Raw genomic sequence first — 15,908 nt, forward strand, 5'->3', positions numbered from 1 at the left:
TTATTTCTCCTGACTGACAGCCGCGCAAATCACGGTGATACCGCGGGCCTGAATCTGATCGCGTGCATCAACAGGCAGGCGATCATCGGTAATGAGGGTATGGACGCTGCTCCAGGGCAGCTCCAGGTTGGGAATCTTGCGACCGATCTTGTCGGCCTCGACCATCACGATCACTTCACGCGTCACTTCAGCCATGACCCGGCTCAGGCCGAGCAGTTCGTTGAACGTGGTAGTACCGCGCGCCAGATCGATGCCATCGGCGCCGATAAACAATTGGTCAAAGTCGTAAGAGCGTAGTACTTGCTCGGCCACCTGGCCCTGAAAGGACTCCGAGTGCGGATCCCAGGTGCCGCCGGTCATCAACAACACCGGTTCGTGCTCAAGTTCACTCAAAGCGTTGGCGACGTGCAGGGAGTTGGTCATCACCACCAGACCCGGCTGCTGACCCAGTTCGGGGATCATCGCGGCGGTAGTGCTGCCACTGTCGATGATGATGCGCGCGTGCTCGCGGATACGTTTCACTGCGGCGCGGGCGATTGCCTGTTTGTATTTGGAAACGCTCTGCGCGGTTTCCGCGACGAGTTCCTGAGGCATGGTGATCGCTCCACCGTAGCGGCGCAGCAATAAACCGTGGCTCTCAAGCGCAGCCAAGTCCTTACGAATCGTAACTTCAGAGGTTTCGAAGCGCTTGGCCAATTCGTCCACACTCACCTCACCCTGCTCGTCGAGCAAGGCGAGAATGTTATGGCGGCGTTGGGGTGTATTGCGTTTCGACATGGCGGCGGCTTAAGTTTCGGTTCGAAAGATAACGTAAGCAATCAAAACCTATTGGCCACAAATCGTCAACCCGGCAAACAAAAAAAATCGCAGACCTCAGCAGCCCTTTGTAGGAGCTGCCGAATACTGCGATGTCATGATCTAAAAATGACTGTGGATAACTCAGTCTTTTTTGATCTTCTCCGGCCGCTTCCAGCCATCAATGTTCTTCTGACGCGCGCGGCCTACTGCCAACTGCGCGTTATCCACATTCTGCGTAATCGTCGAACCCGCCGCAGTGGTCGCGCCATTGGAGATATCCACAGGCGCCACCAATGAGTTGTTGGAGCCGATGAACACGTCCGCACCCAACACGGTTTTCCACTTGTTGGCGCCGTCATAGTTGCAGGTGATGGTGCCAGCTCCGATGTTGGTGCGTGCGCCGATCTCGGCATCGCCCAAGTATGTCAGATGACCTGCCTTGGCGCCCTCGCCCATGTGGGCGTTTTTCAATTCGACAAAGTTACCCACATGCGCCCGCGCTTCGAGCACGGTGCCAGGTCGCAGACGAGCAAACGGACCAGCATCGCTGCCTTCGCCAAGAATTGCGCCTTCGATGTGGCTGTTGGCTTTGATCACCACGCCTTTACGCAGGGTACTGTCCTTGATCACACAGTTGGGACCGATGACCACGTCGTCTTCGATAACAACGGCGCCTTCGAGGATCACGTTGATGTCGATCAGCACATCGCGACCAACCGTGACTTCTCCACGTACGTCGAACCGGGCCGGATCACGCAGGGTCACGCCTTGAGCCATCAGACGACGACCGGCGCGCAGCTGGTAATGACGCTCAAGTTCGGCGAGTTGCTTACGGTCGTTGGCGCCCTGCACTTCCATCGGATCCAGCGGTTGCTCAGTGGCGACCACAAGACCATCGCTGACAGCCATTTCGATCACGTCGGTCAGGTAATACTCGCCCTGTGCGTTGTTGTTCGACAGTCGGCTCATCCAGTCAGCCAGCCGACTGGCCGGCACTGCGAGAATGCCAGTATTGCCTTCGGTGATCGCGCGCTGCGCTTCGCTGGCATCTTTGTGCTCGACGATGGCGGCAACTTTGCCGTCAGCGTTGCGAACAATGCGGCCATAGCCCGTAGGGTCGTCGAGCTCGACGGTCAGCAAACCCATCTGTCCGGGAACGACATGCTTGAGCAGGCGTTGCAGGGTTTCGACTTCGATCAACGGCACGTCACCGTAAAGAATCAGCACAGTGTCGGCAGTAATGAATGGCACGGCTTGGGCAGTGGCGTGACCGGTGCCCAGTTGCTTGTCCTGCAACACGAAGTTCAGATCGTCGGCCGCCAGACGCTCGCGCACCACGTCGGCACCGTGGCCGATCACCACGTGGATGCGCTGCGGGTCGAGTTGCCGGGCGCTGTGGATAACATGGCCCAACATGGAATTGCCGGCAATCGGGTGCAGCACTTTCGGCAGAGCCGAGCGCATGCGAGTGCCTTGACCGGCCGCGAGGATGACGATTTCGAGAGACATGACTGGCTACCAATCCTGGAGGTCAGCAACTGCGACCGGGGTTCTGGAATTCGGAAAAGAAAAAAGGGTAGCCGAAGCTACCCTTTTTTATCAATCGCACAACAAGCGGATGACGGATTAACCGCCAAACTTCTTGCGGATCTGCTGGACGGTGCGCAGCTGAGCTGCAGCCTCGGCCAGACGTACGGACGCAGCGCCGTAATCGAACTCTGCGCCACGCTCATGCAAGGCAGCCTCGGCAGCCTTGAGAGCTGCTTGAGCCTGAGCTTCATCCAGGTCGGCGGCACGTTGCACGGTATCGGCAAGCACCTTGACCATGTTCGGCTGAACCTCGAGGAAACCACCGGAGATGTAGAACACCTCGGCTTCCCCGCCTTGCTTGATCAGGCGGATCGGACCTGGCTTCAGATTAGTGATCAGCGGCGCGTGACCCAGAGCGATACCAAGATCACCCAGTGCACCGTGCGCAATCACCATCTCGACCAGGCCGGAAAAGATTTCTCCTTCCGCGCTGACGATATCGCAATGGACTGTCATAGCCATCTGATTGCCTCAACCTAAATTAGCGCCCGTTGCCGGGCGCCGGGATTACAGTTTCTTGGCTTTCTCGATCGCTTCTTCGATGCCGCCAACCATGTAGAACGCTTGTTCTGGCAGGTGGTCGTAGTCACCGTTGAGGATGCCTTTGAAGCCAGCAATGGTGTCTTTCAGGGAAACGTATTTACCCGAAGCACCGGTGAAGACTTCAGCCACGAAGAACGGCTGGGACAAGAAGCGCTGGATTTTACGAGCACGGTTAACCAACTGTTTGTCGGCTTCCGAGAGTTCGTCCATACCCAGGATCGCGATGATGTCTTTCAGCTCTTTGTAACGTTGCAGAACGTACTGAACGCCGCGAGCGGTGTCGTAGTGGTCCTGGCCGATTACGTTCGGGTCCAGCTGGCGCGAAGTCGAATCCAGTGGATCTACCGCTGGGTAGATACCCAGGGAGGCGATGTCACGGGACAGAACGACGGTGGCGTCCAAGTGGGCGAAGGTGGTCGCTGGCGACGGGTCGGTCAAGTCATCCGCAGGTACGTATACCGCTTGGATCGAAGTGATCGAACCTTCCTTGGTCGAAGTGATACGTTCTTGCAGAACGCCCATCTCTTCAGCCAGGGTCGGCTGGTAACCTACTGCCGAAGGCATACGGCCCAGCAGTGCGGATACTTCAGTACCGGCCAGGGTGTAACGATAGATGTTGTCGACGAACAGCAGAACGTCGTTACCTTCGTCACGGAACTTCTCGGCCATGGTCAGGCCGGTCAGTGCTACGCGCAGACGGTTACCCGGCGGCTCGTTCATCTGACCGTAAACCAGTGCCACTTTGTCCAGAACGTTGGAATCCTTCATCTCGTGGTAGAAGTCGTTACCCTCACGAGTACGCTCACCCACACCGGCGAACACGGAATAACCGCTGTGCTCGATGGCGATGTTACGGATCAGTTCCATCATGTTTACGGTTTTGCCTACACCGGCACCACCGAACAGACCGACTTTACCGCCTTTGGCAAACGGGCAAACCAGGTCGATAACCTTGATGCCGGTTTCCAGCAGGTCGTTGCCGCCTGCCTGTTCAGCGAACGAAGGTGCTGGACGGTGAATGCCCCAACGCTCTTCGGTGTCGATTGGACCGGCTTCGTCGATCGGGTTGCCGAGGACGTCCATGATCCGGCCCAGGGTCGCTTTACCGACCGGTACGGAGATGGCTGCGCCAGAGTCGGTAACTTCCAGACCGCGCTTCAAGCCCTCGGTGGAACCCATCGCAATGGTACGAACCACGCCGTCGCCCAGCTGCTGCTGAACTTCCAGAGTGGTGCCGGCATCGCTTTGTACTTTCAAAGCGTTGTAGATGCTCGGTACGCTGTCGCGTGGAAATTCCACGTCGATAACGGCGCCGATGATTTGAACGATACGTCCGCTACTCATAGCTGGATCCTCTGAATATTTGAACCGTTAAACCGCGGCAGCGCCGCCGACGATTTCCGAGATCTCTTGGGTGATCGCAGCCTGACGCGCCTTGTTGTAGATCAGCTGCAAATCGCTGATCAAATCACCGGCGTTGTCGGTAGCGTTCTTCATCGCGATCATCCGCGCAGCTTGCTCAGCCGCGTTGTTCTCGACCACCGCCTGGTAGACCTGCGACTCGACGTAACGGACCATCAAGCCATCAAGCAGCTCTTTGGCGTCCGGTTCGTAGAGATAGTCCCAGTGGTGCTTGAGACCCTGATCCGGGGTTGCCACCAGTGGAATCAACTGCTCCACGGTAGGCTGCTGCGTCATGGTGTTGATGAACTTGTTGGACACCACGGACAGGCGATCAATACGGCCATCCAGGTAGGCATCCAGCATCACCTTGACGCTGCCGATCAGATCATTGATCGACGGCTCTTCACCCAGGTGGCTGATAGCTGCAACGACGTTACCGCCGAAGTTACGGAAAAAGGCCGCACCCTTGCTACCAACGACACACAGATCAATCTCGACGCCGTTTTCGCGGTTTACCGCCATGTCCTTGACCAGGGCCTTGAACAGGTTGGTGTTCAAGCCGCCGCACAAACCACGGTCACTGCTCACCACAACATAACCAACACGCTTGATTTCGCGGTCGATCATGAACGGGTGGCGGTATTCCGGGTTGGCGTTGGCCAGATGCCCAATTACCTGGCGGATACGCTCCGCATAAGGACGGCTAGCAGCCATGCGCATTTGTGCCTTGCGCATTTTGCTGACCGCCACTTTTTCCATGGCGCTGGTAATCTTTTGCGTGCTTTTGATGCTCGCAATCTTACTGCGAATCTCTTTTGCGCCTGCCATGTAACACCTATCAGGTTAGCAAGCGGGAGCCTCGCGGCTCCCGCTGCGGCTTACCAGGTTTGGGTGGCCTTGAACTTCTCGATACCGGCTTTCATGCCAGCGTCGATTTCGTCATTGAAGTCACCTTTAACGTTGATCTTGGCCATCAAATCGGCGTGATCGCGGTTGAAGTAAGCAATCAGCGCTTGTTCGAAGCTGCCGATCTTGGCGATTTCAATGTCAGTCAGGAACCCACGCTCAGCGGCATACAGCGACAGCGCCATGTCAGCGATCGACATTGGTGCGTATTGCTTCTGCTTCATCAGCTCGGTAACGCGCTGACCATGCTCAAGTTGCTTACGGGTCGCTTCGTCCAGGTCAGAAGCGAACTGGGCGAATGCCGCCAGTTCACGGTACTGAGCCAGAGCGGTACGGATACCACCGGAGAGCTTCTTGATGATCTTGGTCTGAGCGGCACCACCCACACGGGATACCGAAACACCGGCGTTCACTGCAGGGCGGATGCCCGAGTTGAACATGGCCGATTCCAGGAAGATCTGACCGTCGGTGATCGAGATCACGTTGGTCGGAACGAACGCGGAAACGTCGCCAGCCTGGGTTTCGATGATCGGCAGTGCGGTCAGGGAACCGGTTTTGCCGGTCACTGCGCCGTTGGTGAACTTCTCTACGTATTCTTCCGAAACGCGGGATGCGCGCTCCAGCAGACGGGAGTGGAGATAGAACACGTCGCCTGGGTAAGCTTCACGGCCTGGTGGACGGCGCAGCAGCAGGGAAATCTGGCGGTAAGCCACTGCTTGCTTGGACAGATCGTCATAAACGATCAGCGCGTCTTCACCGCGGTCGCGGAAGAATTCACCCATGGTGCAACCGGAGTACGGTGCCAGGAACTGCAGCGCAGGAGATTCCGAAGCACTGGCAGCCACGATGATCGTGTTGGCCAGGGCGCCGTTCTCTTCCAGCTTGCGAACCACGTTGGCGATGGTCGATTGTTTCTGACCGATCGCTACGTAGACGCAGAAAATGCCGCTGTCTTTCTGATTGATGATCGCGTCGATCGCCAGAGCGGTTTTACCGATCTGACGGTCACCGATGATCAGCTCACGCTGGCCACGGCCGACAGGAATCATGGCATCGACAGCCTTGTAGCCAGTCTGTACAGGCTGGTCTACCGACTTACGCCAGATCACGCCTGGAGCAACTTTCTCGACCGCGTCGGTCTGAGTGTTGCCCAGTGGACCCTTGCCATCAACAGGGTTACCCAGTGCGTCGACTACGCGACCCAGCAGTTCCTTACCAACAGGAACCTCGAGGATGCGGCCGGTGCACTTGGCGCTCATGCCTTCGGCAAGAGACTGGTAAGCGCCCAATACAACGGCACCTACGGAGTCTTGCTCCAGGTTGAGGGCCATACCGTAGACGCCGCCCGGAAACTCGATCATCTCGCCGTACATTACGTCGGCCAGACCGTGAATCCGCACGATGCCGTCAGATACGCTGACGACAGTGCCTTCGTTACGGGCTTGGGAGGTCACATCGAGCTTGTCGATGCGGCCCTTGATAATTTCACTTATTTCGGAAGGATTGAGTTGCTGCATTGCTCTGCTGCCCCTTCAAACTCAAGATTTCAATGCTTCGGCAAGTTTCGCGATTTTGCCGCGAATCGAGCCATCGATAACCAGGTCGCCGGCGCGGATGACAACACCCCCAATAAGGGCTTTATCTTCCTCGACTTGCAGGCGCACTTCCCGGTTGAGTCGTGCACTGAGAACCTTGGCGAGTTTGTCTTGCTGTTCTTGGTTCAATGCAAAAGCACTGGTCACTTCAACGTCTACCGACTTCTCTTGCTCGGCCTTGTACAGGTCGAAAAGAGCGGCTATCTCCGGCAGAAGCGGGAGACGGTCGTTTTCGGCAACGACATTGATGAAGTTCTGTGCCTTTGCATCAAACTTGTCGCCGCACACGTCAATAAACGTGGCGGCCTTTTCTGCGCTCGTCAGTCGCGGGGCCTTGAGCACGCGCTGCATGGTGTCGTCTTGCGACACCGCTGCAGCCAGGCCGAGCATGGCTGACCAATTGGCCAGTTGCTGGTGGGCCTGAGCGTGCTCGAAGGCCGCCTTAGCGTAAGGTCGGGCCAACGTGGTCAGTTCTGCCATGATCGCCCTCGCTTAGATTTCAGCAGCCAGTTGGTTAACCAGCTCTGCGTGCGCGTTTTGATCGATTGTGGCACCCAGGATCTTCTCGGCGCCGCCGACAGCCAGCAAACCCACTTGGGCGCGCAGCTTGTCTTTGACACTGTTCAGTTCCTGTTCGATCTCGGCTTGAGCCTGAACCTTCACACGGTCAGCGTCGACACGGGCCTTTTCAACGGCCTCTTCGACAATCTGGTTACCGCGTTTCTTGGCTTGCTCGATGATTTCAGCTGCCTGAGCTTTCGCTTCGCGCAGTTGCTGACCCGCTTTTTCTTGGGCCAACTCCAGGTCGCGAGCTGCACGGCTGGCAGCGTCCAGACCATCAGCGATCTTCTTTTGACGTTCGTGCAGAGCAGCAATGACCGGAGGCCAAACATACTTCATGCAGAACAGTACAAAAATCAGGAACGCAACGGACTGGCCAATCAGGGTCGCATTAATGTTCACGCCAACACCTCGCAGTTACGTTGTCCATCACATCAAATTACTCGGAAGAATCCGGGTAATTAGCCAGCGATCTGACCAACGAACGGGTTCGCAAAGGTGAAGAACAGAGCGATACCAACACCGATCATGGTTACGGCGTCGAGCAGACCGGCAACGATGAACATTTTAACTTGCAGCATTGGAACCATTTCTGGCTGACGCGCTGCGCCTTCCAGGAACTTGCCGCCCAGCAGGCCGAAACCAATTGCGGTACCCAGTGCGCCCAGGCCGATCAACAGTGCAACAGCGATAGCGGTTAGACCAACTACAGTTTCCATCTTTCCTCCCGACTTTTACGTCGTATGGTTTAGGTTTTTTAGATTAAAGCGGTAAAACAAATCGTTTCAGGTGCCCTGTGAAGAGCCCCTTCCCGTTTGACCGGGAAGGACATCAGACTAGTCGAGACTGGCCTTAATGGTTTTCTTCGTGCGCCATCGACAGGTAGACGATGGTCAGCATCATGAAGATGAACGCCTGCAGCGTGATGATCAGGATGTGGAACACAGCCCACGCCCACTGCAGAACAACGCCCAGGCCGCTCAGCCAGAGCAGACCGCTGCCGAACATCACAGCGATCAGAATGAACACCAGCTCGCCGGCATACATGTTGCCGAAAAGACGCAGAGCCAGAGAGATCGGTTTAGCGATCAGGGTCACGAATTCCAGCAGGAAGTTCACCGGGATCAGCAGGGCTTGAACGAAGATGTTCTTGCTGCCGAACGGGTGCAGGGTCAGTTCGCCGATGAAGCCGCCGATGCCCTTGACCTTGATGCTATAGAAAATGATCAGTGCGAAAACCGACAACGCCATGCCCAGAGTCGCGTTCGGGTCGGTAGTCGACACGGCGCGGAACGGGATGTGAGGGTCACCGGAGATCAGGATGGCCAACTGAGGAATCCAGTCGACCGGTATCAGGTCGACGGCGTTCATCAGGAACACCCAGACGAAGATGGTCAGTGCCAGCGGTGCAATCACCGGGCTACGGCCATGGAAGCTGTCTTTCACGCTGCCATCGACGAATTCGACCAATACTTCAACGAAGTTCTGCAAAGCACCTGGCTGACCCGAAGTCGCCTTCTTTGCCGCCATGCGGAAAAGAAGAACGAAGATCAGACCCAACGCGACCGACCAGCCGAGAGTATCGACGTGGAAAGCCCAGAAGCCCATTTCTTTGGCTTCTGCTGCGGTGTGGGCAAAGCCCCAGCCGCCGTTAGGTAGCTGACCGAAGGTCAGATTCTGCAAGTGGTGCTGGATATAGCCCGAAGCGGTTGTTTCTGCCATGGTTGCCTCAAACGCCCTAAGGTCTCGAAAGTCTTGTTCTCATCAGCAGGGGAGCGAACCAGCTGACCGACTGAGTCAGCACGAACACGCCGAATACTGCTATCGGCGCCAGTGGCTTCACACCTGCAAACACCAGTGCAAAAAGCACTGCTGTCAAAATCAGTTTGCCTGCCTCGCCGGCATAAAATGACCGGACGATGGACTGGGCTGCTCGGGCGCCGGAAAACCGAAATGCCTTATGAGCGAAATATACATTGGGCAGCAAGGCTATCAGGCCTCCGCAAAGTCCCGAGTATCCGGCAACGACTCCGTGCCATTGCCAGAGCGCCAAAGCGGCAATGAGCAAAATGACAAATTGAGCCATTAACACCGGAAAAACCGCCAGGCGATGGAACGGCAGGCGGTTTGGCTTGCGGGTTTCCATCAAGTTTGCTCTCCAATGGTCGGCTGCCAGAATTCAATAACTTGGCATAATTTGTGCCGACAAAATGCGCGCAGAGTATAGGGGCGGTTCTGCCCCTATTCAACTGTCAGGTAGTGATTTCCGACTGCCCGCTACATGAGGAAATGTTTCAGCGGATGTGAGCGAGCACACCTTGAAGCTCATCGAGGGAGTTGTAACCGATCACCAATTGCCCCTTTCCCTTCTTCCCGTGGCGAATCTGCACCGCAGAGCCTAGGCGCTCGGCCAGACGCTGTTCGAGACGGGCGATATCCGGGTCGGGTTTGGTCGCTTCCACAGGCTCCGGTTTGCCACTCAACCACTGACGAACCAGTGCTTCAGTCTGGCGCACGGTGAGACCTCGTGCGACAACATGTCGCGCCCCCTCAACCTGTTGATTTTCCGGCAGACCGAGCAAAGCACGGGCATGACCCATTTCCAGGTCGCCGTGAGACAGCATGGTCTTGATGACTTCCGGCAGCGCAATAAGCCGCAACAAGTTAGCCACAGTCACGCGGGACTTACCCACAGCCTCGGCAACTTGTTGCTGAGTCAGCTGGAATTCCTGCTGCAAGCGTTGCAGGGCGACCGCTTCCTCGATCGGGTTGAGGTCTTCGCGCTGAATGTTCTCGATCAGTGCGATAGCGATCGCCGTTTCATCCGGCACATCGCGGACCATCGCCGGGATGGTTTCCTGTCCGGCCTGCTGGCTGGCGCGCCAGCGGCGTTCACCGGCGATGATTTCGAAGCGGCCTTCACCAATCGGGCGAACCACAATCGGTTGCATCACGCCTTGTGCCTTGATCGACTGCGCCAGCTCTTCCAGCGCCTGCGGGTCCATGTCCCGACGAGGCTGGTATTTGCCGCGCTGGAGCAAGTCCAGCGGCAGGTGTTGCAGCTCACGCGTGTCAGCTTGCGCGGCTTGTTCTTCCAGCGAGCTGACAGTCGGACCACTCAGCAGTGCATCCAGTCCACGTCCGAGACCTCGTTTCTTGACGGCCATGGGGATTCCTTAAGTTGCCTGAGCGGCGGCAATGCGTGAATTTTTGCGCTGACGACGAACCATCTCGCCTGCCAGCGCCAGGTAGGCCAGCGCGCCGCGCGATTGCTTGTCGTACGCCAGAGCCGGCATGCCGTAGCTCGGCGCTTCGGCGAGGCGGATATTGCGCGGAATGACCGTGTCGTACAGTTGCTCGCCAAAGTGTTCCTTGAGCTGCGCCGAGACATCGTTCATCAGGCTCAGGCGCGGGTCGTACATGGTGCGCAACAAACCTTCGACTTTCAGATTCGGGTTAAGCAGCTCGGCGATACGCTTGATGTTATCCACAAGGTCGCTCAAACCTTCGAGCGCAAAGTACTCGCACTGCATGGGGATAATCACCCCGTCAGCGGCAACCAGTGCGTTCAGCGTGAGCATCGACAGCGATGGTGGGCAGTCGATCAGAATGTAATCGTAGTTTTCGCGGATCGGCGCCAGCGCGCTGCGCAGGCGGCTCTCCTTCATCTGCATTTCCAGCAGAACCACTTCAGCGGCTGTCAGGTCGCGGTTGGCCGGCAGCAGTTGATAACCGCCATGCTCGGAATAGTGCATGGCCTGAGCCAGATCGCATTCGCCGATCAGCAGGTCATAGACCGAGTTTTCCAGGCCGTGTTTATCCACACCGCTACCCATGGTGGCGTTGCCCTGTGGATCGAGATCGATCAACAGCACCCGGCGCTTGGTCGCGACCAGGGATGCTGCGAGGTTGATGCAGGTGGTGGTCTTGCCCACACCACCCTTTTGGTTCGCTATCGCGAATACCTTAGCCATTCTTGCTTGTGTTCCCAATCATGCCGTGCGGCGCAGTATCAGCAGATGGCGTTGGCCTTGGCAACCGGGTACGGCCAGGGCGTGTTCGCTATCGAGTTTGAAGTCTGCCGGCAATGCTACCAGCTCATCGGCCGGATGAACGCCCTTCATTGCCAGCCAGCGTGTATCGGCATCGCCGAGGTGGCGAGTCCAGTTGCTGAAGTTTTCCATGCTGCTGAACGCCCGGGAAATGATCCCGTTGAACGGCTCAGCAGGCTGGAAGGCTTCGACACGACTGTGGATAACTTGCAGGTTATCCAGTTTCAGTTCGAGTTTGACCTGAGTCAGGAAGCGGGTTTTTTTGCCGTTACTGTCCAGACAGGTCACTTGCGAGTCCGGATACAGGATCGCCAACGGGATCCCCGGCATACCGCCGCCACTGCCGACGTCGAGCCAGCGGCCGTTTTCGATGAACGACATCACGCTCAGACTATCGAGCAAGTGACGCGACACCATTTCGTCCGGATCGCGCACAGCCGTGAGGTTGTAGGCCTGGTTCCATTTGATCAACAAGGCCAGATAACCCAGCAGCAATTCGTGCTGGGTTTCAGTGAGATTGATCCCGAGCTCACGGGCTCCTGTGGATAACTCTTCGGCGTGTTGCGAAGTGACCTTAGAACTCAAGCGCTTTGCTCCAACTGACGGCCCGCGCCGCGTTTTTTCAAATGAATCATCAACAGCGAAATCGCTGCCGGGGTCACGCCCGGGATCCGTGAAGCCTGACCCAGCGTCTCTGGACGAGTGGCGCCGAGCTTGCTCTGGATCTCCTTGGAGAGACCGGAAATGTTGGTGTAATCGATATCCACAGGCAGTTTCGTGTCTTCGCTGGCGCGCAGACGAGCGATTTCGTCCTGTTGACGGTCAATGTAACCGGCGTATTTGGTCTTGATCTCGACCTGTTCGGCGACCTGTGGATCTTCGGCGCCGTGCCCGGTCACTTCGACCAGACCAGCGTAGTCGATTTCCGGGCGACTCAAGAGGTTGAGCAAGTTGTATTCGTGGGTCAGCGGCGTACCGAATTTTTCTGCGATGGCATCGCCCTGTTGCGTGCCCGGGCGGACCCAGGTGCTTTTCAGGCGCTGCTCTTCGAGTTCGATGCTTTCACGTTTCTTGCAGAAGGCCGCCCAACGCGCGTCATCGACCAGACCCAGCTCGCGACCTTTTTCGGTCAGGCGCAGGTCGGCGTTGTCCTCGCGCAGGATCAGACGGTACTCGGCACGGGAAGTGAACATGCGGTACGGCTCTTGGGTACCCAGGGTGATCAGGTCGTCGACCAGAACCCCGATGTACGCCTCATCGCGGCGCGGGCACCAGGCTTCTTTGCCCTTCGCACGCAGTGCGGCGTTGGCCCCGGCCAGCAAACCCTGAGCACCAGCTTCTTCGTAACCGGTGGTGCCATTGATCTGCCCGGCGAAGAACAGACCGCCGATGACTTTGGTTTCCAGGCTGTACTTCAAGTCACGCGGATCGAAGTAGTCGTACTCGATCGCATAACCGGGACGCACGATGTGCGCGTTTTCCATACCGCGGATCGATTGCACGATTTGCAATTGCACGTCGAACGGCAAGCTTGTGGATATCCCGTTCGGGTACAGCTCATGGGTGGTCAAACCTTCCGGTTCGATGAACACCTGATGGCTTTCCTTGTCGGCAAAGCGGTGAATCTTGTCTTCGATCGACGGGCAATAACGCGGGCCTATGCCTTCGATCTCGCCGGCAGCGGAATACATTGGCGAACGGTCGAGGTTCGCGGCAATGATTTCGTGGGTACGAGCGTTGGTGTGGGTGATCCAGCAGCTGACTTGCCGCGGATGCTGTTCCTTGTTGCCCATGAACGACATCACCGGGATCGGCGTATCGCCCGGTTGCTCGGCCATCATCGAGAAATCCACAGACCGGCCATCGATACGCGGCGGTGTGCCGGTTTTCAATCGACCCACACGCAGCGGCATTTCACGCAGACGGTGTGCCAGAGCAATCGACGGCGGATCACCGGCACGACCGCCGGAGAAATTCTGCAAACCGATGTGGATAAGTCCACCGAGGAAGGTGCCAGTGGTCAACACCACGGAATCGGCAAAGAAACGCAGACCCATCTGGGTGACAACACCGCGTACCTGTTCCTGTTCTACGATCAGGTCATCGGCAGCTTGTTGAAATATCCACAGGTTCGGCTGATTTTCCAGAATTTCGCGGACAGCCGCTTTGTACAAAACCCGGTCGGCTTGCGCACGAGTTGCCCGTACGGCTGGGCCTTTGCGGCTGTTCAATACGCGAAACTGGATGCCGCCCTTATCGGTAGCCATGGCCATCGCGCCGCCTAGGGCGTCGATTTCCTTGACCAGATGGCTTTTGCCAATGCCACCGATAGCGGGGTTGCAGCTCATGGCGCCGAGGGTTTCCACGTTATGCGTCAGCAACAGGGTTTTTGCCCCCATACGTGCTGACGCCAGTGCTGCCTCGGTACCGGCATGACCGCCGCCGATGACGATCACTTCAAAACGGGAAGGGAAATCCACCACGCACCTCGTGCCTGCTTAAGTAGGTAATTCAGGAATAGTTTGAGATCAGGTTCTGGACCTGGTCGACAAGTATAGGGACTTCGCCCTGCCTAAAGAACCCTCTGAACAAAAATTAACCAGCTGTGGAGAACTCGAGCTTAAAAGAATAAAAAAGAAAGAAATTTATAAAACCTTTGTTTTAATGCTTATTCTTACTGAGCACGTTTTCTGTGGATAGATCTCTACAGGCCTTATTATTCAATGTGTACAGAGATTTAAAACCCTGTGACCATGTGGCCATGAGCGGCTTGGATAACCGGTTTAAGCCTGTGGATGAAAGGGGTGGTTATCCACAGAGCGAGTTATATCCAGTTTTCAGGCCCTGTTATCAACTGACCTCAGTGGCAGTTATTCACAGGGCTTAATCCACAGAAATCTGATGAATGAGCAAATTGCGCGCAGGGGAAATTCGCTCAGGGAGCATCAATCTGCCCGGCACTTCTGGAATCAATTCAATGATGAGGGAAGCAGACGGGCCGCGAATGGGCCCGTCTGTGAACAGCAGGAGGGATTATTTACCGATGCAGAAGCTGGAAAAGATTCGTCCGAGCAGATCATCGGAGCTGAATGCACCAGTAATTTCACCCAGAGAATGCTGGGCCTGACGCAAATCTTCAGCCAGCAATTCACCAGCCCCGGCCAGCGTCAATTGCGCGCGACCGTGTTCCAGCGCCGCACTCGCGTGGCGCAAGGCTTCAAGATGACGGCGACGGGCGCTGAAGCTACTTTCTGAGGTTTGCTCGTAGCCCATGCAGGCCTTGAGATGTTCACGCAGCAATTCCAGGCCTTCGCCTGCAGATTTGGCGCTCAGACTGATGGTCACATGGCCGTCGTCGCTTGTTTCCAGAGCAATTGCTTCGCCTGTCAGATCAGCTTTATTGCGGATCAACGTGACTTTCGCCGGATCTGGGCGGATCTCGAGAAATTCCGGCCACAAGGCAAACGGGTCCAACGCTTCAGGCGCCGACGCATCTACGACCAACAGCACCCGATCCGCTTCAGAAATGGCTTTCAATGCGCGTTCGACGCCGATCTTTTCCACCTGATCGTCGGTATCGCGCAGACCTGCGGTATCCACAACGTGCAGCGGCATACCGTCGATGTGGATATGTTCGCGCAGGATATCCCGTGTGGTACCGGCAATCTCGGTCACGATCGCTGCCTCACGGCCGGCCAAGGCATTCAGCAGGCTGGACTTGCCGGCATTGGGACGGCCGGCAATCACCACGGTCATACCATCGCGAAGCAAGGCACCCTGGCCGGCTTCGCGCAGTACTGTGGATAATTCCTCACGCACTTTGTCGAGCATGCTCAATACGTGGCCATCGGCGAGGAAGTCGATTTCTTCTTCCGGGAAGTCGATGGCGGCCTCGACGTAGATACGCAGGCCGATCAATTGTTCGGTGAGGTTATGCACACGCTGGGAGAATGCGCCTTGCAACGAGCGCAGGGCATTGCGCGCCGCCTGTGCAGAACTGGCCTCGATCAGGTCGGCAATCGCCTCGGCCTGGGCCAGGTCGAGTTTGTCATTGAGAAACGCGCGTTCGCTGAATTCACCCGGGCGAGCTAAACGACAGCCCAGCTCCAGGCAACGCTTAAGCAACATGTCCAGAACGATCGGGCCGCCGTGGCCCTGCAATTCCAGCACGTCTTCCCCGGTAAATGAGTTCGGCCCGGGAAAATACAGCGCAAGACCTTCGTCGAGCACTTGCTGGTCATCACTGAAAAACGGGCCGTAATGGGCATAACGCGGTTTCAGTTCGCGGCCGGCGATAGCATTGGCCGCAACACTGGCCAGCGGACCGGAAATTCGGACGATGCCCACACCGCCGCGGCCTTGAGCGGTGGCGACAGCTGCAATGGTTTCACGAGGTGCGCTCATAAACCGTAATCCAGACAAAAGTGGCAGATAGCAAAACGCCCCACTAGGGGGCGTT

General features: G+C 56.9%; 16 protein-coding genes. All 16 read right to left on the reverse strand.

What is annotated here, in order from left to right:
- The 16 genes from ICA15_RS13645 to mnmE all read right to left on the reverse strand — a co-directional run bounded on the left by ICA15_RS13645 (position 1) and on the right by mnmE (position 15,853).
- Complete coding sequence (locus tag ICA15_RS13645) at positions 1-777, reverse strand: DeoR/GlpR family DNA-binding transcription regulator (protein WP_210553267.1); 777 nt, start codon at positions 775-777, stop codon at positions 1-3.
- Between the two features lie 162 nt (positions 778-939).
- Positions 940-2,307, reverse strand: a complete 1,368-nt coding sequence (gene glmU, locus ICA15_RS13650; RefSeq protein ID WP_210553266.1) for a bifunctional UDP-N-acetylglucosamine diphosphorylase/glucosamine-1-phosphate N-acetyltransferase GlmU — start codon at positions 2,305-2,307, stop codon at positions 940-942.
- A gap of 117 nt (positions 2,308-2,424) precedes the next feature.
- Entirely contained in the window at positions 2,425-2,850 is a 426-nt protein-coding gene (locus ICA15_RS13655) for a F0F1 ATP synthase subunit epsilon (protein ID WP_042556889.1), read from the reverse strand.
- A 45-nt stretch (positions 2,851-2,895) separates the two neighbouring features.
- The gene (atpD, locus tag ICA15_RS13660; protein WP_042556890.1) at positions 2,896-4,275 is read right to left on the reverse strand and encodes a F0F1 ATP synthase subunit beta; all 1,380 of its coding nucleotides are present in this window, start codon (positions 4,273-4,275) and stop codon (positions 2,896-2,898) included.
- A 27-nt stretch (positions 4,276-4,302) separates the two neighbouring features.
- Positions 4,303-5,163: a F0F1 ATP synthase subunit gamma gene (atpG, locus tag ICA15_RS13665; RefSeq protein WP_042556891.1), complete on the reverse strand. Its 861-nt coding sequence runs from the start codon at positions 5,161-5,163 to the stop codon at positions 4,303-4,305.
- Between the two features lie 50 nt (positions 5,164-5,213).
- A complete protein-coding gene (atpA, locus tag ICA15_RS13670) occupies positions 5,214-6,758 on the reverse strand; it encodes a F0F1 ATP synthase subunit alpha (protein WP_042556892.1) in 1,545 nt (514 codons plus the stop codon).
- Positions 6,759-6,779: 21 nt separating this feature from the next.
- Positions 6,780-7,316 carry a F0F1 ATP synthase subunit delta gene (locus ICA15_RS13675; protein ID WP_053125286.1) on the reverse strand — a complete coding sequence of 179 codons (537 nt, stop codon included), beginning with the start codon at positions 7,314-7,316 and terminating at the stop codon, positions 6,780-6,782.
- Between the two features lie 12 nt (positions 7,317-7,328).
- Positions 7,329-7,799, reverse strand: a complete 471-nt coding sequence (locus ICA15_RS13680; RefSeq protein ID WP_003229781.1) for a F0F1 ATP synthase subunit B — start codon at positions 7,797-7,799, stop codon at positions 7,329-7,331.
- A gap of 59 nt (positions 7,800-7,858) precedes the next feature.
- The gene (atpE, locus tag ICA15_RS13685) at positions 7,859-8,116 is read right to left on the reverse strand and encodes a F0F1 ATP synthase subunit C (RefSeq protein ID WP_003097235.1); all 258 of its coding nucleotides are present in this window, start codon (positions 8,114-8,116) and stop codon (positions 7,859-7,861) included.
- Between the two features lie 133 nt (positions 8,117-8,249).
- Positions 8,250-9,119 (reverse strand): F0F1 ATP synthase subunit A, encoded by an 870-nt coding sequence (atpB, locus tag ICA15_RS13690; RefSeq protein WP_042556894.1) that lies wholly within the window; start codon positions 9,117-9,119, stop codon positions 8,250-8,252.
- A gap of 16 nt (positions 9,120-9,135) precedes the next feature.
- On the reverse strand, positions 9,136-9,543 hold the full coding sequence (locus ICA15_RS13695; protein ID WP_008084411.1) for a F0F1 ATP synthase subunit I: 408 nt from the start codon (positions 9,541-9,543) through the stop codon (positions 9,136-9,138).
- A 148-nt stretch (positions 9,544-9,691) separates the two neighbouring features.
- The gene (locus ICA15_RS13700; RefSeq protein WP_150603654.1) at positions 9,692-10,564 is read right to left on the reverse strand and encodes a ParB/RepB/Spo0J family partition protein; all 873 of its coding nucleotides are present in this window, start codon (positions 10,562-10,564) and stop codon (positions 9,692-9,694) included.
- Between the two features lie 9 nt (positions 10,565-10,573).
- Positions 10,574-11,371: a ParA family protein gene (locus ICA15_RS13705; protein WP_007911909.1), complete on the reverse strand. Its 798-nt coding sequence runs from the start codon at positions 11,369-11,371 to the stop codon at positions 10,574-10,576.
- A gap of 18 nt (positions 11,372-11,389) precedes the next feature.
- Positions 11,390-12,034, reverse strand: a complete 645-nt coding sequence (gene rsmG, locus ICA15_RS13710) for a 16S rRNA (guanine(527)-N(7))-methyltransferase RsmG (protein WP_150616966.1) — start codon at positions 12,032-12,034, stop codon at positions 11,390-11,392.
- The gene (gene mnmG, locus ICA15_RS13715) at positions 12,031-13,929 is read right to left on the reverse strand and encodes a tRNA uridine-5-carboxymethylaminomethyl(34) synthesis enzyme MnmG (protein ID WP_150603655.1); all 1,899 of its coding nucleotides are present in this window, start codon (positions 13,927-13,929) and stop codon (positions 12,031-12,033) included. Before mnmG ends, rsmG begins: the two co-directional genes overlap by 4 nt.
- A gap of 553 nt (positions 13,930-14,482) precedes the next feature.
- Complete coding sequence (mnmE, locus tag ICA15_RS13720) at positions 14,483-15,853, reverse strand: tRNA uridine-5-carboxymethylaminomethyl(34) synthesis GTPase MnmE (RefSeq protein ID WP_150616968.1); 1,371 nt, start codon at positions 15,851-15,853, stop codon at positions 14,483-14,485.
- Between the last annotated feature and the right edge of the window lie 55 nt (positions 15,854-15,908).

The organism is Pseudomonas sp. P116 (assembly GCF_020149425.1).
In the GTDB taxonomy this organism is placed as follows: Bacteria; Pseudomonadota; Gammaproteobacteria; order Pseudomonadales; family Pseudomonadaceae; genus Aquipseudomonas; species Aquipseudomonas anatoliensis.